Here is a 19,475-nt window from a genome sequence, read left to right as displayed (position 1 = left end):
GCCGTACACCCACCCCAGCTCTACCGACCCTGAGGGAGCATCCCGTATGCGCATCGCTGTCGCCGGATCGATCGCGACCGACATCCTGATGACGTTCCCGGGCCGGTTCAAGGACCAGTTCCTCGAGGAGCAGATGCACAAGGTCTCCTTGTCGTTCCTGGTCGACGAACTGGTGGTGCACCGCGGCGGCGTCGGCGCGAACATCTGCTACGGCATGGCCCAGCTCGGGTTCGGGTCGCTGCTGGTCGGCTCGGTCGGCGCCGACTTCGCCGAGTACGGCGCGGCGCTGACGGCGGCGGGCGTGGACGTGTCGCATGTCCGTGTCTGCGAGAACGTACACACCGCGCGGTTCACGTGTACGACGGACCAGGACGCGAACCAGATCGCCTCGTTCTACACCGGCGCGATGGCCGAGGCGCGCGAGCTCGACCTGGGCGCGATCCATCAGGCCACCGGCGGTGTCGACCTGGTGCTGATCGGCGCCGACGACCCGGACGCGATGCTCAAGCACACCGAGCTGGCCAAGCAGCACGGGATCGCCGTCGCGGCGGACCCGTCACAGCAGCTGGCGCGGATGGACGGTACGAACATCCGGCGGCTGATCGACGGAGCGGCATACCTGTTCAGCAACGAGTACGAGGCCGGCCTGATGGTGCAGAAGACCGGCTGGAGCCACAACGAGATCCTCGAGCGGGTCGGCGTACGCGTCACCACGCGCGGCGGCGACGGCGTGGTGATCGAGGACACGACCGGCGTACTGGCGAAGGTCCCGGCCGTGCCCGCTCCGGGCCTGGTCGACCCGACCGGCGGCGGCGACGCGTTCCGCGCCGGCTACCTCACCGGCCGCGCCTCCGGACTCGATCACGAAGCAGCCGCCCACCTCGGCTGCACCCTCGCCACCACCGTCCTCGAAACGGTCGGGACGCAGGAGTACACGCTCGACCACGACGCCTTCCTCGACCGTCTCACCAGCGCCTACGGCGCCGACGCCGCCACCACCGCGAAGCAGGCCCTCAAGTCGTCGTAAGCGCCTCGAGCCGCGCCAGCCCTCCGGTCTGTGCGAGGAGGGCGAAGCGGTCCGGGCAGCCCCAGTGCTCGACGATCCGGCCGTCGACGACGCGGGCCATCTCGAAGAGCGCGATGTCGATCGTGGCGTTGCTCGGCGGACCGAAGAACGAGCCGGTCGCGGTCCCCCGCCCCCGTCCGCGCGCCCACACGACATCGTCGACGACGGAGTCCTCCAACGTGTACTCCATGTCCGGCACCAGCTCGTGCACCTGCCGGATCGCGGTCTTCACCTGTTCGCGCGCCTGGTCACCCCTCCCGGCCAGCCCGAACTGGTGCTCGATCAGATCCGGCGCGCAAAGCTCGTCGACGATCGCGTCGTTCCCGGTCGCGAACCCCTCGTGCAGCATTCGCTCCAGTACCTCACGTGGTCCTTCCATGACTCCCCCTCGGAGTTATTGCACTAGCAGTGCACTCGATGCAGTGTCACTGCACTGAACACAGTGATAGTGTGCCCACATGCCCGAGGCTGTCAAGTCCTATCGCCAGGTGCAGGCCGAAGAGACCCGCCTGCGGATCGCCCGTGCGGCCCGCGCGCTCTTCGCCGCGCAGGGGTACGGCGCCACCAGCATCGACGCGATCGCCAAGGAGGCCGGCGTCGCGACCCGGACCGTCTACTCGGCCTTCGGCACCAAGAGGGAGATCCTGTCGCTGATCTGCGACCAGTGGCTGAGCGAGGCCGGCGCGATCGAGCGGGCCGATCAGGTGTTCGCGATCGAGGACCCGGCCGAGCGACTCCGCGGCGCGGCCGGCTGGCTCACCAACCTGTACTTCGCCGGCTTCGACGTCGTCCAGATCTTCGAGGCCGCGACCGACGAAAGCCCCGAAACAAAGGCATTGCTGCGGTCGAAGCTTGCTGGACGCAACCAAGTGATGGACGCGATGATCGCGTCGCTGGAAGGCCGGCTCAGGATTCCGCTCCAGCAGGCGCAGGCCATCTACCGCGCGCTCGCGGCGCCCGGGGTGTATCAAGAGCTGGTCGACGAGTCCGGGTGGACTCCGGACGAGTTCGAGGCGTTCGTTGCCGACTCACTTCATCGTCAGCTGCTCTGAGAGCGGGCCCACAATCCGCGGACGTGGCCGATGTGCCGGCGCATCAGCTGTTCGGCGCCCTCGCCGTCGCCGGCCTCGACCAGGTCCATCAGCTCATGGTGCTCGGTGGCCGACGGGAGCAGCCGGCCGCTCTCGACCAGCGGCGTGAGGCCGAGCAGGCGGGTCTGGGAGCGCAGGTCCGACACGACGTCGACGAGCTTCTGGTTGCCGGAGTACGCGAGCAGCGTGACGTGGAAGACCCGATCCGCCTCGATGTACGCGATCAGGTCGCCCGCCTGCGCCGCCAGCACGATGTCCTCGGCGAGCCGGCGCAACCGCGGGTAGTCCGCGGCCGGAATCACCGGTACGACGTCCCGGATCGTCGGCGGCTCGATCAGCTGCCGGACCGCGGCCACGTTGTCGAGGTCCTCGTCGGACACCTCGGTGACCCGGAAACCCTTGTTCCGCAGGGAGATCACCAGTCCTTCGCGGACCAGGTCCAGCATCGCCTCGCGGACCGGTGTCGCGGAGACCCCGAACCGGGCCCCGAGCGTCGGCGCGGAGTACACCTCTCCCGGCTTCAGCTCACCGGAGATCACCGCCGCCCGCAGTGCGTTGGCAACGCTGTCACGCAGGTTCTCGCGCTGTGCGAGCCGCCGTACGCTCGGCATCGGCTCGGTCGAATCGGCACTCATCGCTCACCTCCCAGGGTCGCCGCCTATTGTGAAACACCGTGCCTCACCGCGCCGGGATGCCACCCCCGATCGACGCGACCAAGTCGGTGAGCCGCTCGAACACGCGGTCCGACCCGAGGCCGTCGTGCTCGTACTCGTTCGTCACCCAGGCCTGCAGATTCCCGACCCGCCCGGCGGTGTCGAGCTGCAGCCCGGAGTCGACGTACATGTCATCGAAGTACACCGCCGCGGCGACCGGTACGTCGTTCGACGCGAGCCGCTCGAGGTCGTACAACTCGGGCCACCGCGGCCGCTGCGCCATCAGCTCGACCGCGCCCTGGAACGGCCGCAGCCCGCGGATCTCGGCGAACATCCAGGGATACATCATCTCGCCCGTGAACAGCAGCGGCCGCGCGTCCTCGGCGAACTCCGGGCGCCGCGCCCGCTCCGCCTCGGCCGCCCAGCCGGTCGCGCCCTCACCGGATCCGTAGATGCTCTCCTGCAGCGCGGCGAAGAGCGGATTCCCGAGGTACGACGACGAGTCGAGCACCTGCCCGAGGAAGGTGCTCGACAACTCGTCACCGTCGAACGCCTCGTCGATCAGCCAGTGGATCCGCTCGTACCCGGGCTTCATCCCGAAGTCGATCCCGAGCGACTGGAACCGCCGTACGGTCAGCCGATCACCGTCCGGCAGCCGTACGTCGTCGGCCGCCAGCCGGTCCGCGATCGCGGCCACCTGCTCCACGTCGTGCGGGTAGCGCCGGTAGAACTCACGGTTCTTCGCCTCGACGCGTGGATAGGTACGCCGGTACACCTCGGCCGCCGAGGGATCGATCGAGGCCAGCCCGCCGGTCACGTAGCAGGCGGTCAGACCCTCAGGTGCCTTGGACAAGTAGGTGAGCGTGAGGAATCCGCCGTAGCTCTGACCCAGCGTCGACCACGGCTTGTCGCCGAAGACCGTCTTCCGCAGATGCTCGGCGTCCGCGATGATCGAGTCCGCCCGGAAGCACGCCAGGTAATCGGCGCCTTCCTCAGCTGACATCGCCGCGATCCGGCGCCCGGTGACCGGCGTACTGCGACCTGTGCCGCGCTGATCCATCAGCACGACCCGGTACTTCTTCAGCGCCTGCCCGACCCAGCCGGCCGGACCGTTCGGCCGCGGACCCTTGCCACCGGGGCCACCCTGCAGGAACAGCAGGCACGGCAAATCCTCGTCCTTGCGGATCGGGTCGACCAGCTCCCGCGCAAACACCGTGATCTGCTCAGACGGCTTCGACCAGTCCAGCGGCACCTCCAGCGTGTGCTCGCGAACATGCATCCCAGGGATCGTGTACTCAACCATTGCCCCTCCTCCGTCTGGCGTCCCACTCCGGGTTGATCCGCGGTACGGCGGCCAGCAGCGTCTTCGTGTACTCGTCCTGCGGATCGCCGAACACCTGGTCCCGCGACCCCAGCTCCACGATTCTGCCCTTGTTCATCACGGCCACGCGCTGGGAGATCTGCCGCACGACCGCGAGGTCGTGCGCGATGAAGATGTAGCTGAACCCGCTCTCCCGCTGCAGCCGCATCAGCAGTTCCAGCACCTGCGCCTGGATCGACACGTCGAGCGCCGACACCGCCTCGTCGCAGATCACCAGCTTCGGGTTCACCGCGAGCGCGCGAGCGATCCCGATCCGCTGCGCCTGTCCGCCGGAGAACTGCGCCGGGTAGCGCCGGTAGTGGTCCGGGTTCAGCCCGACGCGTTCCATCAACTCCTGCGTGAACGCCCGTCGCCCGCCGGCCGGCGCGATCCCTTGATACGTGAGCGGCGCGGTAATGATCCGCTCCACCGTGTAGCGCGGGTTGAGCGACGAGAACGGGTCCTGGAACACCACCTGCACGTTGTTCCGGAACGTCGCCAACTCCTTGCCGCCGGCCCGTGTCACGTCCTGCCCGTCGAACACAACCGCGCCGGTCGTCGGCTCCAGCAACCGGGCCGCGATCCGCGCGGTCGTCGACTTCCCGCTGCCCGACTCCCCCACGATCGCGAGCGTCTCACCGAGCTCCACCTCGAAGCTCACGTCGTCGACCGCGGTGAACGTGGACCTCTTCGCCATCGCGCCTTCGCCCCGGGTGACGAACTGCTTCGTCACGCCGCGGACCTGCAGCAACGTCATGCTGATACCTCGTCATCGATCCTGGGTACGGCGTCCAGCAGCATCCGCGTGTACTCGTGCCGGGGATCCGAGAACACCTGCTCGGCCGACCCGTACTCGACCGGATCACCCTCGCGCATCACCAGCACCCGCTGCGCGATCGAGCTGATCACCGCCAGGTCGTGGGTGATGAAGATCATCCCGGTCCCGGTCGTCGACTGCAGCTCGGCCAGCAACTCGAGGATCTGCGCCTGTACCGTCACGTCGAGCGCGGTCGTCGGCTCGTCGGCGATCAGCACCGACGGCGAGCAGCACAATGCCATCGCGATCATGACGCGTTGCCGCTGGCCACCGGAGAACTGGTGCGGATAGTGATCGACCCGTCGCGCCGGATCAGGAATTCCGACCCGCTCGAGTGCCTCGATCGCGATCTGCTTGGCTGCGCGTCGCGATCGGCCCTGATGCGTCTGGTACATCTCCGAGATCTGCAGACCCACGGTGTAGTAGGGATTCAGCGACGACAGCGGATCCTGGAAGACCATCGAGATCGCGTTGCCCCGCACGGCTCTGAGCTCCCGCTCCGATTTGCCGAGCAACTCGGTGCCGTCCAGCCGAACACTCCCGGAGGTCTGCGCACCACGCGGCAGCAGACCGAGCACGGCGAGCGCGGTCATCGACTTGCCCGACCCGGACTCGCCGACGATCCCGAGCGTGTCGTCCCGGCCGACCGTGAACGACACGTTCTTCACCACGTCGACCGGACCACGACTTGTCGGCAACGTGACCGTCAGATTGTCGACGACAAGGAGCTCGCTCATGACGACACCACCCGCACCCGCGGATCCAGCGCTGTGTACAGCAGGTCCACCACGACGTTGCCGATGACAACGAAGAACGCGGCGAGCAGGGTTACCGCCATGATCACCGGCTGGTCGTTCTTCGCGATCGAGTCGGCGGCCATCTTGCCGATCCCGTTCAGCCCGAACACGGTCTCGGTGATCAACGCACCGCCGAGCAGCCCGGCGAAGTCCATCCCGAAGATCGTCGTGATCGGCGTCAACGCCGGCCGCAGTGCATGGCGGCGCATGATCAGCGAGCCGCTCAGTCCCTTCGCACGCGCAGTACGGAAGTAGTTCTCCGACAAGGTGTCGATGACGTTGCTCCGGGTCAACCGTGCGTACAGACAGGCGTAGCCGACCGCCAGCACGACCCACGGCATCAGGTACGACTCGAACCACAGCACCGGGTTGTCCGCGAACGGCACCGCCGAGGGGAACGGCAGCACCTGCAGCTTCACCACGAGCACGTACTGCAGCAGCAGCGCGAGCACGTAGTTCGGCACACTCACGCCGCCGAGCGCGAGCGCCATCGCAGTACGGTCCCACCAGGTTCCTTGCTTCACGGCGCTGACGAGACCGCCGATGACACCGGCGAGCAGCCACAGCACGGCGGCGCCGACCGCGACCGTGATGCTGACCGGCAGCCGCGCGGTGATCATGCTCCACACTGACTCGTTGGTCTGGAAGCTGTAGCCGAGACACGGCGCCGGACAGTGCACCGAGCCGTACTGACGGCCCGCGAAGATGCCGCGCAGGAACTCCCAGAACTGGGTCAGGATCGGCTGGTTCAGCCCGAGCACGTCGCGGATCGAGTTGATCCGGTCCGGCGTACACGTCTTGCCGCAGATCATCACCGCGGGATCCGGCGACAGCTTGAAGAAGATCAGATACGTGAACAGACACACGGCCAGCAGGATCAGTACGACGCTACCGAGCCGGCCGAGGACATAGCGCATCATGCGGCCTCTCCTTGGTCGATCAGCGTGCGGATCTTGTCGCCGAGGACGGTCAGCGAGAGCACGGTGAGGAACAGGAACGCGCCCGGGATCGCGAAGAACATCGGGTCGACGGAGTACCAACTGACCGAGCTCGCGATCATCTGGCCCCACGACGCGGTCGGCGGCGAGACGCCGACGCCGAGGAACGACAGCCCGGCCTCGGTGCCGATGAAGCCGGGGATCGCCAGCGTCGTCATCACCACGATCGAGCCGCGCAGGTTCGGCAGGATCTCCCGGAACACCACCTGGGTATCCTTGGCTCCACAGGCCCGCGCCGCCTCGACGAACTCACGATTGGCCAGCGTCATCGTCTGCCCGCGGATCACCCGGGCCAGGTACGGCCAGCCGAACCCGCTGATCACCACCACCAGCAGCACCGGCCGGTTGCCCGACGGCAGCGAGGACAGGATCGCGATCATGAAGATCAGCGCGGGGAACGCCATCAGGAAGTCCATCAGCCGCGAGATCACCTGATCCACCCAGCCGCGGTAGAACCCGGCCAGCATGCCGAGCACCACGCCGAGGATCCCGGTCAGCAGGGTCGCCGACAACGAGATCGTGATCGACACGCGCGCGCCGTACACGATCCGGGCGAACAGGTCGCGGCCGTTCTGCGGTTCGACGCCGAACCAGTGCGAGCCGCTGATCCCGCCGAGCGAGCCGTGCGGTACGCCGCCCAGGTCGGAGTTGATCGCGGCCGAGTCGAACTCGTACGGCCCCCACCCGCTGAGCTTGGTGATCAGCGGGGCGGCGACCGCCATCAGCACGACGATCGCCAGGAACACCAGGCACGCCAGCGCGCCCTTGTCCCGGGTGATCGTGGTGAGCACCCGCTTGCCCGAGGTGGGCGGCGCCAACGGCCCAGATGGCACCGCCTCCTCGACCTCGACAAGCGTCGGGCTGGTTGTCACTTCCCTGCGTCCTTGAGGCCGACCGAGACCAGGTCGATCCCGCCGGAGAAGCCGTCGTGCAGGTAGGCGCCACCGATGTTGCTACCGACAAGCATCAGGACCTTCTCGTACAGCAGTGGCACGACCGGCGCGAGCGCCATGATCTGCTTGTCCAGCTCGCCGTACGCCGCGTTCGCCGCGTTGACGTCGGTGAGCTTTGCGATCTCGTCGATCTTGGCGTTCACGCCCGGGTCGTTGAGCTGGGACAGGTTCGTGTTGCCCTTCGGGGTGATGTTGCGGCCGTCGAACAGCGGCGGCAGGAAGGTCGCGCCGGACGGCCAGTCCGGGCACCAGCCGGTGATCGCCGCATCGTGTTGCTGCGACGTCGTACCGATCACCTCGTAGTACGTCGCGGTGTCGATCGTGTTGATCTTCACGGTGACCTTCAGCGGCTCGAGCGCCTGCTGGATCGCGACCGCCATCGCCTGCATCTTCGGTTGTGCCCGCGTGTCGAGCGTCATCGTGAAGCCGTTCGCGAGGCCGGCCTCGGTCAGCAGTTTGCGGGCGCCTTCGACGTCGCCCTTGTTGTCCGGGCTCGGGTACGGGTCGTAGTCCACCCGGCCGGCGATCGTCGGCGGCTGGATCGTGTTCCCGATCTCGGCGAGCGCCGATCCGCCGTCCGCGTCACGCACGGTCTGCTTGTTCACCGCGAGGTTGATCGCCTGCCGCACCTTCACGTTGTCCAGTGGCTTCTTCGTGGTGTTCAGGCCCATGTACGTCGTGCAGCCGTTGATGCCGGTCATCGTGCGCTGCTTGAGTTGCGGCGTCTGCATCCGGGCCACGGTCGCGGCCTGCACGGTACCGGCGATCGCGTCGGCGTCGGTGCCCTGGCCGGCGAGCATCCGCTCGTCGATCGTGGCGGGGTCGAGGCCGAACGTCCACTGGAACGCGTCCGGGTTCGCCGTACGGACGTTGTCGGTCTTCTTGTCCCACTTGTCGTTGCGGACCAGCTTGAGCGAGGCGCCCGGCTTGTAGTCGGCGAGCTTGTACGGACCGGACGAGATCGGCTTGCTGTCCAGTTGGTTGCCCGCGCCCTGGCCCTTCGGCACCGGCGTGAACGTGTTCTGCGCGACCACGCTGCCGAAGTCCGCGAACGGCTTCTTCAGATGGAACACGATCGTCTTCGCGTCCGGCGTCGCGATCGTTGCCAGGTCACCCGACTTGTACGGGCCCTGGTACGACGCGGGCGCCTCGATCAACTGCTTCGCGTACGGCGAGCCGATGCCGATCTCGGGATCCCAGGCGCGCTCGACACCCCACTTCACGTCGGCGCTGGTGATCGGCGCGCCGGTCTCGAAGAACAGTCCGTCCTTCAGCGTGAATGTCCAGGTCTTGCCGCCGTCGCTGGGCTTGCCGGTGTCAGTGGCGAGGTCCGGCACGATCTTGGTGCCTTCGGCACCCGGTGCGGCGCCCTGGGTGGTGAGCGTCCGGTAGATCAGCCGGTAGAAGTTGTTGACGCCGCCGTCGAAACCACGGGCCGGGTCGAGGTGCGAGAAGGCCGCGTTCGCGAGCACCTGCAAGGTGCCGCCCTGTTCCGCCTTGGCACCCGGACCGGCCGACTGGCCGCCGGCCCCGGACGTGCCGCCACCGCACGCGCTGAGGGTGAGCGCTGCCGTAGCCACCAGCCCCACAAGCATTGAGGTTCTCTTCATCAGCCTTCTCTTTCGGTTCGAAGCCACACACGCATGGCCAGGGCCTCACGGTTTCCCCACAGGAAGTACGGGACGAACGTCGCCGGCACTTCTTCGACGGCGGATTGCCGGGCTGTCTCGGTGATCACGGGATAGAGCTCGGCCGGCGGCTCGGGTGCAACCCCGGCGGTCAGCTCGAGCACGAAATGGTCGTCGCGCTGCCGCGCGATCGCCGCGCGGACAGCACCTGGCGTCAGTAACAGGTCGTCGACCGGCGCATCCACGTCTTGTTGCTCGACGCAATAAACCAGCGGCCCGCGCGCCACCGCGATCGCATCACGGGTCGCGTCCAGGTGCGGGTGCGATCCGTGCGCTCTCGGTGCCATCGGCAACGTCAGCCGCACGACGTCGCCGGCAACGAAAGTGCGGCGGACGACAACCCAGCCGTCTTCGCCCAGGGCCGGCGCCTCGCCTGCGGCCCCGGGCAGGGCGAGTGTCGCCTCGGTCGCCCAGGCCGGGACCCGGAGTGCGATCGTGCGTTCCTCGGCCGGCGCGTTCTCGACCGTGAGGGTGATCTCGCCGTCCCACGGGTAGTTGGTGGAGACGCTGATGGCCAGGTCACCGGCGGTGATGTGCGAGTCGGCGTACACCCCGACGTACAGGATGTTGTCGCGGGTCATTGCTATCTGGTCCTGGAGCTCGGACATCCAGCGGACGATGTTCGGCGGGCAGCACGGGCATCCGAACCACGCCCGCCGCAGCAGTTCGCCACCGTCCTCGGCACCGGATCGCTGCTCATGATCCGGCCGCCGCTGCAGCGGGTTGTCGTAGAAGAACGCCGTACCATCCGCCGAAAGCCCAACGGCGTAAGCGTTGTAGAGCACGGTCTCGTAGACATCGAGGTACGACGCCTTGCCGGTGGCGACGAACATCCGCCACGCCCATTGCATCGTCGCGATCGCGGCGCACGTCTCGGCGTACGCACGCTCGGACGGCAGCTCGTACCGGTCGCCGATCGCCTCGTCGGAGTGCCGGCTGCCGAGGCCGCCGGTGAGGTACAGCTTGGTCGCGACCATGTCGTCCCACAGGCGCTCGAGCGCGGCCAGCAGGCTCTGATCGCCGGTCTCCAGGTATACATCCGTCACACCGGCGGCCAGATAGGCCATCCGTACGGCGTGCCCGATGACGGATGGCAACTCGCGGAACGGAACGTGATCCTGGAAGTACTCGCCCGGGAAGATCGTGTGCTTGAGCTTCCCCTGCCCGCGCCGGTCGACGAACAACCGCGCCTGCGTCAGATAGTCCGCGTTGCCGGTTTCTCGGTACAGCTCGACGAGCGCCATCTCGACCTCGGGGTGGCCGTCGATCACTTCCTCGCCATGCTCGCCGTACTTGCGGACCACGAGGTCGGCGAACTTGCGCGCGATCGTCAGCAGCCGGTCGTCGTCGAGCCGGCGGTTCGCGGCGACGGCGGCCTGGATGAGGTGGCCGAGGTTGTAGAGCTCGTGCCCCCACCCGAGATCCGACCACGGCTGCTTGGGCTGATCCGGGTCCTGGAAGTACGAGTTCAGGTAACCGTCCTCGGCCTGCGCCTGTCCGAGCAGGACGACGACCTCGTCGAAGAACTCCCGCGCCCCGGCCGGCGCGTCGTCGCGGGCCACCTCGTACGCGAGCCCTTCGAGCGTCTTGTACAGGTCCGTGTCCAGGAACGGGTACCGCCCGCGGTACGGCCCGACCGACGGATCGGCGAGCCGGCGGAGGTTCTCCAGGTTCCCGGCCTTCCGCAGTTCGCCGATGACATGCGGAATCGTCGCCTCCCGGTTCCGCCGCTGCCAACTCCCCAGCAGCCCACCGGTCAGCCCTACGTTCACCTCAGTACCGTGTGACATTGCACTGACCTTAAGTGCAATGTCACACCTTGCCAAGGGATCACGGTAGAGGTTTACACGCCGGAAACCATCACCCGCGCCCCCGGCGAGCTCAGAGGCGCGGGTCGATCGGCTCTGATTCGAGGGCCAGGACGGCGAAGACGCATTCGTGGATGCGCCAGAGCGGCTCGCCGCGGGCGGCTCGGTCGAGGGACTCCAGGCCCAGGGCGTACTCGCGGAGTGCGAGCGAGCGCTTGTGACCCAGGTTGCGGTCGCGGAGGCGGGTGAAGTTGGCGGGGTCGGTGTAGTCCGGGCCGTAGATGAGGCGCAGGTACTCCTGCCCGCGGACCTTCAGGCCGGGCTGTGCGAGACCCTTCCCCGTGCGGGTCAGGTTCGCGGCCGGCTTGACGACCATCCCCTCTCCCCCGGCGGCGGTGAGCTCTTCCCACCAGGCGATCCCGGCGTCCCAGTTGTCCGCGTCGACGAACAGTCGTCTGGTCTGCGTGATCAGCTCCGGGCCCTTGGCAACCATCCGGTCAGCCACGTCGAGGTGCCACGCGTGCGGCCTGTCCTGGTACGTCGCCCCCTCGGACGCCAGCACCTGGAACGGCGCCAGCCGTACGCCGTCCAGCCCGTCGGTCGGCCAGCAGTACCGTCGATACGCGTCGGTGAACTTCGCGGCGTTCGTCGTACGGCGCTCCATCGACGCCAGCAGGTCGCCCACGTCCAGCCCGGCGCCGACGGCGGACCGGAGCGCGGCGGTTGCTGCGGGCAACGACGTACGGGCGGCCGCGCCGACGGCGGCGTACTGGTTGCGGAGCAGGTCCTCGGCCTTCGCGCTCCACGGGAGCAGCTCGGCATCGAGCAGGAGCCAGGACGTGTCGACTTGTTCGAAGATGCCGGCATCGGAGGCGACGCGGCGCAGGCGGAGAAGGAGTTCGTCGGTCAGGTCCGCGTCGAAGAACGACCGTCCGGTTCGGGTGTGGATCGCACCCCGGCCGGCAAGGCCGAAGCGCTTCTCCGCGACGTCGTCGTCCCGCGTCAGCAGCACGACCGCGCGCGAGCCCATGTGCTTCTCCTCGCACACCACCTCGGTGACGCCTTGCGCGCGGTACGTCTCGAACGCCTGTCGCGGGTGCTCCAGCAGGCCCGGCTCGGGGGATGTCGCGACCGGGCTCATCGTCGGCGGCAGATACAGCAGGAACCGCGGGTCGATCGCGAACCGGCTCATCACCTCGAGCGCCGCACCAGCCTGCTCGGCGCGGACGCTCAGGCGCCCGTGCGTGGCGGTCTCGATCACTCGACGCCCGGTCACGTCGGTCAGCTCGAGTACGTCGGGTTCGCGCGACGGTGCCGTTGCTACATGCAACGGTTTGGCCGGCGCATAGTACTCGTCGGCCGCCTTCACCGACACCAGCTCACGCTCGGGATAACGCAGCGCGGTCAGCGAACCGCCGAAGACCGCGCCTGTGTCGAGGCAGATCGTGTTGTTGATCCACTCCGGCTCGGGCGTCGGGGTGTGGCCGTAGACGACCATCGCGCGACCGCGGTAGTCGTTCGCCCACGGGTACCGCACGGGCAGCCCGAACTCGTCGGTCTCGCCCGTCGTCTCGCCGTACAGGCAGAAGGAGCGGACCCGGCCGGACGCGCGACCGTGCATGCGCTCGACCAGCCCGGCGTGCGAGACGACCAGCTTGCCGCCGTCGAACACGTAGTGGGAGATCAGTCCGTCGATGAAGGTTTCGACCTGGTCGCGGAACTCCGGCGGCTCCAGCGCGAGCTGCTCGAGTGTTGTCTCGAGGCCGTGGCTGATCTTGACGTTCTTGCCGCGGAGCGCGCGGAGCAGTTTGTCCTCGTGGTTGCCCGGCACGCAGTACGCGTTGCCGTTGGCAACCATGCCCATGACGAGACGCAGTACGCCGGGAGTGTCCGGGCCGCGGTCGACCAGGTCGCCGACGAACACCGCACGGCGGTCCGCGTGGACCGCGTCGACGGGACGGCCGGCGTCGTCGCGGGCGATCGTGTAGCCGAGTTCGGTGAGTAGCTGCTCTAGCTCGGGACGGCAGCCATGGACATCGCCGATGATGTCGAACGGGCCGGACTGGTCCTTGAGGTCGTTGAACAGTCGCGTGCGTTCGATGCTGACGGCATCGATCTCGTCGACGCTGTTCAGCACGTGAACGGTCCGGAAGCCTTCACGCTTGAGGCTTCGCAGGCCGCGCTTGAGTTGTGAGCGCTGGCGGGCGATCACCTTCGCGCCGAACTGCCGGTCGGCGCGCTGTTCGGTGCGCTCGATACACACCCGCTCCGGCGGGTCGAGCACGATCGCGACCGGGAGTACGTCGTACTCCCGGGCGAGGTTCACGAGCTCCTTGCGGGCCTCAGGCTGCACGTTGGTCGCGTCGATGACCGTCAGCCGCCCGGCGGCAAGACGCTTGCCCGCGATGAAGTTCAGCACCTCGAACGCGTCCTTGGTCGCGGCCTGGTCATTCTCGTCGTCCGAGACCAGCCCACGGCAGAAGTCACTCGAGATCACCTCCGTCGCCAGGAAATGCTCCCGAGCAAACGTCGACTTCCCCGACCCACTCGCCCCGACCAGAACCACCAGGGAGAGCGCTGGTACGTCGATCTTCATCGCGCGTCCTCCCGTCGGAACAGTGCCAGTTGCGTCGGTGGGCCCACCTCGGGGTCGAGCGGGCCGACGGGGCGGAAGGTGACTGAGTAGTTGTAGCGGGTGGCGACTTCGTAGGACCAGGATTCGAACTCGGGGCGGGTCCACTCGAAACGGTGGTCGGGATGGCGGAAGTTGCCTGCCGGGAGGGATGGGAAGCGCGCGTTGTACTCGCAGTTGGGGGTTGTCATCACGACGGCTGCGGGGCGGGCGGCGTGGAAGACCGAGTGGGCCAGCGCGGGCAGGCGAGGCGGGTCGACGTGTTCGACGACCTCCATCAGCACGACCGCGTCCAGCCCGGCCAGCCGCTCGTCGGAGTACGTGACCGACGACTGCAGGAACCGAAGCCGGTCCCGCTGCCGATCGGGCAGGTCGTCGTAGTGCAGCCTCCGTTTGGCCCGGATCAGAGCTCGCGCCGACACGTCGGTCGCGATCAGCTCACCGATCATCGGGTCCTTGAGCAGTTCGCCGACGAGCGCACCCTCGCCGCAGCCGATGTCCGCGATCCGCCGCGCGCCCAGCTCACGCAGTACGCCGGCCACGACGCCGCGACGTTCGACCGCAAGGGAAACCGAGCCCTCGTCCGACGACTCCTCGACCAGCTCCTCGCCGTCGACTTCGACAAGTCGCTCCAGCGCCGCATCAGCCAGATAACGCCGGTGCGCGAGATAGCGGCGCGAGATGAGTTCCTTCTCGGGATGCGCACCGAGCCACCCCTCGCCGGCACGCACCAGCTTGTCGACCTCGTCCGGGCCGACCCAGTAGTGCTTGGCGTCGTCCAGCACGGGCAGCATCACATACAGGTGATTGAGCGCATCGGCCAACCGCAGTACGCCGGTCAGCCGCAGGTCGACGTACCGCGAATCACCCCAGGCCGGGATCTCCGGGTCGAGCGGCACCGGGCGCGCGTCGACGTTCCATCCGAGCGGCGCGAACAGCCGCTCGGCCAGGTCGGACCCGCCGTTGCACGGCAGCGCGGGCACGTGGATCTCCAGCGGGATCGCGCGCGCCGCCAACTCCGGACGCGCGTCACAGCGACCGTTCATCGCGGTCCGGAACAGCTTCGCCAGCGCCACCGCGAGCAGGCTCGATGCGGCGTACGGGCGGTCGTTCACGTACTGCCCGAGCGTGAATCCTTCCGCCGCCCTCCCGCGGCCGGAGCGGACCAGCCCGATCGGGTCGATCGCCAGCAGGACCGCCGCCGTACAACGCTCGTCGGTCGCCTCGGGGTAGAAGACATGCGCCGATCCCCCGGTGACCTCGATCTTCTGCGGCCGCGACGGGTTCTTGTGCAGCAGGAACCCGAAATCACTCGCGGGCGTGTCTACGCCGGTCAGGTCGGTGCCGAGCGTCAGGAACACCGCGCCATTCGATCACGGGTCGAGGAGCGAGACACGCGGTTTAGGGGCTGGCGTGTTCCGCCCTTTGGATCTAGCTTGTGTTGAGAAGATCAGTCGCTACAGACCGTACTTCCCCGCTGACAGTCGGTACATGTCCCCGGTTTGTGGCGAAAGCCCAAGCACGTGACAACGGGGAAAGGATCATGGCACCAATCTGTCGCCTCCCGGGGTGGAACCGGTGAAACCCCAGACCTTCGAACTCGTCCGCTACGCCGACATCAGCGGGGTTTCCGGCACCGGAGTCGTCGCCGAAGGGTGCGTCTTCACCGACGGCTCGGTCGCGCTCCGCTGGCACGGCGCGAACCCCTCCACGGCCGTCTGGCCGGACCTGGATTCCATCCTCGCCGTTCACGGCCACCGCGGCGCGACCGTGGTGCGCTGGCTGGACGTCTCCGAGATGGAGCCGGTGCCGGGCACCGACCTGCTGCCCGGCGAGCTCACGCATATCCTCGCCACCGGCCGCCGGACCCACCACCACCACCCGCCGGCCGTCGCGTCGGCGTGAGCCTCAGCTGAAACTGAGCTCGAACTGGGCTGAAACGGGGCTGAACCTTCGGACTGACCGCCCGGCCTACGGGGTGAGGCCGGTCAGCGCGAAGAACTCCTGCCGCGAACTGGGGTTTTCGCGGAGGATCCCGTGCAGCGACGACGTGACCGTGCGCGAGCCGACCGCGCGGACGCCGCGCAGCGACATGCACTGATGCTCGGCCTCGATCACCACGCCGACGCCCTTCGGGTCGAGGTGGTCCTGCAGCCAGTCGGCGACCTGCTTCGTCAGCCGCTCCTGCACCTGGAAGTCACGCGCGAACAGCTCCACCACCCGGGCCAGCTTCGACAGCCCAAGGATCCGGTCGCCGGGCAGGTACCCGACGTGGGCGACGCCCTGGAACGGCAGCAGGTGGTGCTCGCACAACGACTGTACCGGGATGTCCTTGGCCAGGACGAGTTCGTCGTACCCCTCGTCGTTGGGGAACGTGGTCAGCTCGAACTCCCGCGGCGTGAGCATCTCCGCGTACGCGTTCGCGACCCGGCGCGGAGTGTCCGCCAGGTGTGCGCTCTCCGGGTCCCGCCCGAGCGCGGTCAGCAGATCCGCGACCGCGCGCTCCGCGGCCGGAAGGTCGATCTCCTCCCGCCGCGCGACGATATGGAGGGGGACGGACTCGAGGTCTGCCGAGATCGCCATCTGCACACTCCCTGAGGTCTCAACGAACTGCCACTATAACTGTTACATCAACACAAGTTGTCGATAGAATCATCCCGTGGACACGTCGTGGGACACAGAGGTTCAGGCAGTCGCCGCGTTGGAGGAGCCGACCCGCCGCCGGCTCTACGAGTACGTCGTCAACTCGCCGGACCCGGTCAGCCGCGACGAGGCCGCGGCCGAGCTCGGCATCCCCCGGACGACGGTCGCCTTCCATCTGGACCGGCTCACCGAGGAGGGCCTGCTCGACACCTGCTTCGAGCGCCGCAGCGGCCGCACCGGCCCCGGTGCCGGGCGGCCTGCCAAGCTGTACCACCGCTCCGACCGGGAGATCGAGATCACCCTCCCGGAGCGCCAGTACGCCGTCGCGGGCCGGCTCCTCGCCGCCGCCGTCGAGGACGCCGAAGCCGACGGTACGTCGCCGCGCGCCGCGGTCAACCGCCGCGCCCGGGAGTACGGCGAGGCGATCGGCCGCGACGCCGGGGACCGCCCGGTGATCGAGATCCTGGCGTCGCACGGCTTCGAGCCGCGCGCGGACAAGGACGGCATCGGACTGGTCAACTGCCCGTTCCGGCGCATCGCCCAGGAGCAGCCCAAGCTGGTCTGCGGGATGAACCTGCACCTGCTGGCCGGCATCGTCGACGCACTCGACCTTCCCTACGAGGCTCGCCTCGCCCCGTCGCCCGGTCACTGCTGCGTCCGGTTGGTGCCCGCGGGACTAAGCTCACCGGGTGGCGAAGAGTAAGCAGAGTCAGGGGACGCCCGCGACGGTGGCGCTGACGAAGGCGAAGGTCGAGTTCACGACGCACGCGTACGAGCACGACCCGGCGGCGAAGTCGTACGGGCTGGAGGCCGCCGAGGCGCTCGGACTGAACCCGGAGCAGGTGTTCAAGACCCTCCTCGTCGAGGTCGACGGGAAGCTCGCGGTCGGCGTCGTACCGGTCGGGAAACAGCTTGATCTGAAGGCGATCGCGGCCGCGGCCGGTGGCAAGAAGGCAGTGATGGCCGACCCGGCTGCCGCCGAGCGCACCACTGGGTACGTCGTCGGCGGCATCAGCCCGATCGGCCAGAAGCGCGCCCTGCCCACGGTCATCGACAGCACCGCCACCAACCACCCGACGGTCTACGTATCAGGCGGCCGACGCGGTTTCGACATCGGCCTGTCCCCCGCCGACCTGATCACCGTGACCAAGGCACGCACGGCCGCTATCGCTCGGTGATCACCAGGCCATCGCCTCGTCCGGGATCTCCTCGGCACCGGTGATGAACGACACCACGTCGCTCATCGACACCTTCTTCGGATCGACCACCCCGGTCCGCCGGCCGAGCCGGTGGACATGGATCCGGTCCGACACCTCGAAGACCGCCGGCATGTCGTGCGAGATCAGCACCACCGGCAGACCGCGATTGCTGATCCGCTTGATCAGCTCGAGAACGTGGGCGGTCTCGCGGACACCGAGCGCCGCGGTCGGCTCATCCATGATCACCACCTTGCTGCCGAACATCGCGGCCCGGGCCACCGCGACCGCCTGCCGCTGACCGCCGGACAGACTCTCCACCGGCTGGGTGATGTCCTGGATCGTGGCGATCCCAAGGGCGTCGAGCTGGTTGCGTGCCTCGGTGCGCATGGCCTTGCGGTCCAGCATCCGGAGCTTGCCGAGCAGACCTTCCCGACGGATCTCCCGGCCGAGGAACAGGTTGGTCGTGATGTCCAGAGCGGGGGCCACGGCCAACGTCTGGTACACCGTCTCGATGCCGCTTCGACGCGCTTCCAGCGGGGAGTGGAACTGCACCGGTCGGCCGTCGAGCTCGATGGTTCCGGCGTCCGGCTGCAACGCCCCGGTGAGCGCCTTGATGAGGCTGGACTTGCCGGCGCCGTTGTCACCGACAATCGCCAGTACCTCGCCCGGATACAGGTCGAAGTCGGCGCCGTTGATCGCGGTGACGTGCCCGTACCGTTTGAACAGCCCACGCCCGGTCAGCATCGCCGTACGTTCAACTGGTGCGGCGCTCATGCGCTCCTCCTGCGGGTTGCCTGGTCGAAGGCGACCGCTCCGATCACCAGTACGCCGGTGGCGAGGTTCTGGTAGTTCGAGTCGATGCCCATCTGGGTCAGACCGCTGCGCAGAACAGCGACGATCAGCGCGCCGACAATCGTGCCGACCACGCCCCCGCGCCCCCCGAACAGGCTGGTGCCGCCGATGACGACCGCGGTGATGCTGTCGAGGTTCCCGGTCTGGTAGGCGTTCGGGTCGGCGGTCGGGGTTCGGCCGAGAGCCATCCAGGCAGCGAACCCGTAGATGACACCGGCCACCGCGTACACACTGACCAGGGTGCGGTCGATGTGGATGCCGGTCAGCCGGGCAGCCTCAGGTTCGTTGCCCACGGCATAGACATGCCGGCCCCAGCCCGTCTTGGCCAGCACGAACCAGGCTCCCGCGAACAGCAGCGCGGCAAGCACCATGCCCAGGGTGAACTGGACCCGGCCGAACAGGTAGAGCGACGTACCGAGCCAGGTCAGCAGACCGTCCGGGACCGGCCAGGTGGTGCCCTTGCTGTAAAGGTTCGTCACTGCGGTCATCACCGCGAGCATGCCCAGCGTGACGATGAACGGGGGCAGCTTGATCCGGCTCACCAGGAGACCGGACAGCGTCGCGACCGCTCCGCACGCGACTATCGCCAGGACCAACGCCAACGGAGCGGACAGGTGCCCGGTGACGAGCCTGGTCATCAGCAACGTGCCGAAGACGGCGATCGAGGCGTTCGCCAGGTCGATGCCGCCGGTCAGGATCACCAGCGTCTGGCCCAGCGCCAGGGTGCCGACGACGATGGACTGCTGAACGATGAACGAGAAGTTGTCGATACTCGCGAACGTGCTCGTCGCGAACGAGAAGACGATGATCGCGACGACCAGGGCGGCGGTCGGGCCCAGGACCGGGTTGCGGGCGAACAGTGTCCGCACCGCGTCGCTCCGGGCGTTGTGAGCGGTGGTCGTTACCGTCGACATCACT

General features: G+C 68.0%; 19 protein-coding genes. 5 read left to right on the top strand and 14 right to left on the bottom strand.

The window, feature by feature from the left end; genetic code table 11:
• Positions 1–46: 46 nt before the first annotated feature.
• Positions 47–1,027 carry a carbohydrate kinase family protein gene (locus tag AB0J62_RS09825; protein ID WP_363866647.1) on the top strand — a complete coding sequence of 327 codons (981 nt, stop codon included), beginning with the start codon at positions 47–49 and terminating at the stop codon, positions 1,025–1,027.
• On the opposite strand, the gene AB0J62_RS09820 is transcribed toward AB0J62_RS09825, so the two are convergent.
• The gene (locus tag AB0J62_RS09820; protein ID WP_363866644.1) at positions 1,014–1,445 is read right to left on the bottom strand and encodes an ester cyclase; all 432 of its coding nucleotides are present in this window, start codon (positions 1,443–1,445) and stop codon (positions 1,014–1,016) included. The two genes, AB0J62_RS09825 and AB0J62_RS09820, sit on opposite strands and share 14 nt — an antisense overlap.
• 79 nt (positions 1,446–1,524) lie before the next feature.
• Here AB0J62_RS09820 and AB0J62_RS09815 point away from each other — a divergent pair, with 79 nt between their 5' ends.
• Positions 1,525–2,118, top strand: coding sequence for a TetR/AcrR family transcriptional regulator (locus AB0J62_RS09815; protein WP_363866641.1), 594 nt, complete (start codon positions 1,525–1,527; stop codon positions 2,116–2,118).
• Here the strand turns inward: AB0J62_RS09815 and AB0J62_RS09810 are convergent.
• From AB0J62_RS09810 to AB0J62_RS09765, 10 genes are all read right to left on the bottom strand, one after another.
• Positions 2,106–2,792, bottom strand: coding sequence for a GntR family transcriptional regulator (locus AB0J62_RS09810; protein ID WP_363866638.1), 687 nt, complete (start codon positions 2,790–2,792; stop codon positions 2,106–2,108). The genes AB0J62_RS09815 and AB0J62_RS09810 overlap by 13 nt on opposite strands.
• A 43-nt stretch (positions 2,793–2,835) precedes the next feature.
• Complete coding sequence (locus AB0J62_RS09805; protein ID WP_363866635.1) at positions 2,836–4,113, bottom strand: alpha/beta fold hydrolase; 1,278 nt, start codon at positions 4,111–4,113, stop codon at positions 2,836–2,838.
• On the bottom strand, positions 4,106–4,927 hold the full coding sequence (locus tag AB0J62_RS09800; protein WP_363866632.1) for an ATP-binding cassette domain-containing protein: 822 nt from the start codon (positions 4,925–4,927) through the stop codon (positions 4,106–4,108). Before AB0J62_RS09800 ends, AB0J62_RS09805 begins: the two co-directional genes overlap by 8 nt.
• Entirely contained in the window at positions 4,924–5,724 is an 801-nt protein-coding gene (locus tag AB0J62_RS09795; RefSeq protein ID WP_363866629.1) for an ABC transporter ATP-binding protein, read from the bottom strand. Before AB0J62_RS09795 ends, AB0J62_RS09800 begins: the two co-directional genes overlap by 4 nt.
• Positions 5,721–6,704: an ABC transporter permease gene (locus tag AB0J62_RS09790; RefSeq protein WP_363866626.1), complete on the bottom strand. Its 984-nt coding sequence runs from the start codon at positions 6,702–6,704 to the stop codon at positions 5,721–5,723. The genes AB0J62_RS09795 and AB0J62_RS09790 overlap by 4 nt, the downstream gene beginning before the upstream one ends.
• Positions 6,701–7,654, bottom strand: coding sequence for an ABC transporter permease (locus tag AB0J62_RS09785; protein WP_363866623.1), 954 nt, complete (start codon positions 7,652–7,654; stop codon positions 6,701–6,703). Before AB0J62_RS09785 ends, AB0J62_RS09790 begins: the two co-directional genes overlap by 4 nt.
• Positions 7,651–9,345, bottom strand: a complete 1,695-nt coding sequence (locus tag AB0J62_RS09780) for an ABC transporter substrate-binding protein (RefSeq protein ID WP_363866620.1) — start codon at positions 9,343–9,345, stop codon at positions 7,651–7,653. The genes AB0J62_RS09785 and AB0J62_RS09780 overlap by 4 nt, the downstream gene beginning before the upstream one ends.
• The gene (locus AB0J62_RS09775; RefSeq protein ID WP_363866617.1) at positions 9,345–11,195 is read right to left on the bottom strand and encodes a beta-L-arabinofuranosidase domain-containing protein; all 1,851 of its coding nucleotides are present in this window, start codon (positions 11,193–11,195) and stop codon (positions 9,345–9,347) included. The genes AB0J62_RS09780 and AB0J62_RS09775 overlap by 1 nt, the downstream gene beginning before the upstream one ends.
• 109 nt (positions 11,196–11,304) lie before the next feature.
• Positions 11,305–13,827: a polynucleotide kinase-phosphatase gene (locus AB0J62_RS09770; RefSeq protein WP_363866614.1), complete on the bottom strand. Its 2,523-nt coding sequence runs from the start codon at positions 13,825–13,827 to the stop codon at positions 11,305–11,307.
• A complete protein-coding gene (locus AB0J62_RS09765) occupies positions 13,824–15,224 on the bottom strand; it encodes a 3' terminal RNA ribose 2'-O-methyltransferase Hen1 (RefSeq protein ID WP_363866611.1) in 1,401 nt (466 codons plus the stop codon). Before AB0J62_RS09765 ends, AB0J62_RS09770 begins: the two co-directional genes overlap by 4 nt.
• Before the next feature lie 217 nt (positions 15,225–15,441).
• Between AB0J62_RS09765 and AB0J62_RS09760 the strand changes: the two genes are divergently transcribed.
• The gene (locus AB0J62_RS09760) at positions 15,442–15,768 is read left to right on the top strand and encodes a hypothetical protein (protein WP_363866608.1); all 327 of its coding nucleotides are present in this window, start codon (positions 15,442–15,444) and stop codon (positions 15,766–15,768) included.
• 66 nt (positions 15,769–15,834) lie between these two features.
• Here AB0J62_RS09760 and folE read toward each other — a convergent pair whose 3' ends face one another.
• Positions 15,835–16,446, bottom strand: a complete 612-nt coding sequence (gene folE / locus AB0J62_RS09755; RefSeq protein ID WP_363866605.1) for a GTP cyclohydrolase I FolE — start codon at positions 16,444–16,446, stop codon at positions 15,835–15,837.
• 76 nt (positions 16,447–16,522) lie between these two features.
• Here folE and AB0J62_RS09750 point away from each other — a divergent pair, with 76 nt between their 5' ends.
• Both AB0J62_RS09750 and ybaK read left to right on the top strand, forming a co-directional pair.
• Positions 16,523–17,209, top strand: coding sequence for a helix-turn-helix domain-containing protein (locus tag AB0J62_RS09750; protein WP_363866602.1), 687 nt, complete (start codon positions 16,523–16,525; stop codon positions 17,207–17,209).
• Complete coding sequence (gene ybaK, locus AB0J62_RS09745; RefSeq protein WP_363866598.1) at positions 17,196–17,684, top strand: Cys-tRNA(Pro) deacylase; 489 nt, start codon at positions 17,196–17,198, stop codon at positions 17,682–17,684. Before AB0J62_RS09750 ends, ybaK begins: the two co-directional genes overlap by 14 nt.
• Here ybaK and AB0J62_RS09740 read toward each other — a convergent pair whose 3' ends face one another.
• Positions 17,685–18,479 carry an ATP-binding cassette domain-containing protein gene (locus AB0J62_RS09740; protein ID WP_363866595.1) on the bottom strand — a complete coding sequence of 265 codons (795 nt, stop codon included), beginning with the start codon at positions 18,477–18,479 and terminating at the stop codon, positions 17,685–17,687.
• On the bottom strand, positions 18,476–19,471 hold the full coding sequence (locus tag AB0J62_RS09735; RefSeq protein WP_363866592.1) for an ABC transporter permease: 996 nt from the start codon (positions 19,469–19,471) through the stop codon (positions 18,476–18,478). The genes AB0J62_RS09740 and AB0J62_RS09735 overlap by 4 nt, the downstream gene beginning before the upstream one ends.
• Positions 19,472–19,475 lie beyond the last annotated feature (4 nt).

The organism is Kribbella sp. NPDC049584, from assembly GCF_040675555.1.
Lineage (GTDB): Bacteria > Actinomycetota > Actinomycetes > Propionibacteriales > Kribbellaceae > Kribbella.
The sequence above is the reverse complement of the archived record's forward strand: the minus strand, read 5'-3'. Positions and strand labels throughout refer to the sequence as shown.

Excerpts from the sequence above, each read along its gene's own strand:
- AB0J62_RS09825 (WP_363866647.1), top strand. The coding sequence starts at position 47 with ATGCGCATCGCTGTCGCCGGATCGATCGCGACCGACATCCTGATGACG.
- AB0J62_RS09820 (WP_363866644.1), bottom strand. The coding sequence starts at position 1,445 with ATGGAAGGACCACGTGAGGTACTGGAGCGAATGCTGCACGAGGGGTTC.
- AB0J62_RS09815 (WP_363866641.1), top strand. The coding sequence starts at position 1,525 with ATGCCCGAGGCTGTCAAGTCCTATCGCCAGGTGCAGGCCGAAGAGACC.
- AB0J62_RS09810 (WP_363866638.1), bottom strand. The coding sequence starts at position 2,792 with ATGAGTGCCGATTCGACCGAGCCGATGCCGAGCGTACGGCGGCTCGCA.
- AB0J62_RS09805 (WP_363866635.1), bottom strand. The coding sequence starts at position 4,113 with ATGGTTGAGTACACGATCCCTGGGATGCATGTTCGCGAGCACACGCTG.
- AB0J62_RS09800 (WP_363866632.1), bottom strand. The coding sequence starts at position 4,927 with ATGACGTTGCTGCAGGTCCGCGGCGTGACGAAGCAGTTCGTCACCCGG.
- AB0J62_RS09795 (WP_363866629.1), bottom strand. The coding sequence starts at position 5,724 with ATGAGCGAGCTCCTTGTCGTCGACAATCTGACGGTCACGTTGCCGACA.
- AB0J62_RS09790 (WP_363866626.1), bottom strand. The coding sequence starts at position 6,704 with ATGATGCGCTATGTCCTCGGCCGGCTCGGTAGCGTCGTACTGATCCTG.
- AB0J62_RS09780 (WP_363866620.1), bottom strand. The coding sequence starts at position 9,345 with ATGAAGAGAACCTCAATGCTTGTGGGGCTGGTGGCTACGGCAGCGCTC.
- AB0J62_RS09770 (WP_363866614.1), bottom strand. The coding sequence starts at position 13,827 with ATGAAGATCGACGTACCAGCGCTCTCCCTGGTGGTTCTGGTCGGGGCG.
- folE (WP_363866605.1), bottom strand. The coding sequence starts at position 16,446 with ATGGCGATCTCGGCAGACCTCGAGTCCGTCCCCCTCCATATCGTCGCG.
- AB0J62_RS09740 (WP_363866595.1), bottom strand. The coding sequence starts at position 18,479 with ATGAGCGCCGCACCAGTTGAACGTACGGCGATGCTGACCGGGCGTGGG.
- AB0J62_RS09735 (WP_363866592.1), bottom strand. The coding sequence starts at position 19,471 with ATGTCGACGGTAACGACCACCGCTCACAACGCCCGGAGCGACGCGGTG.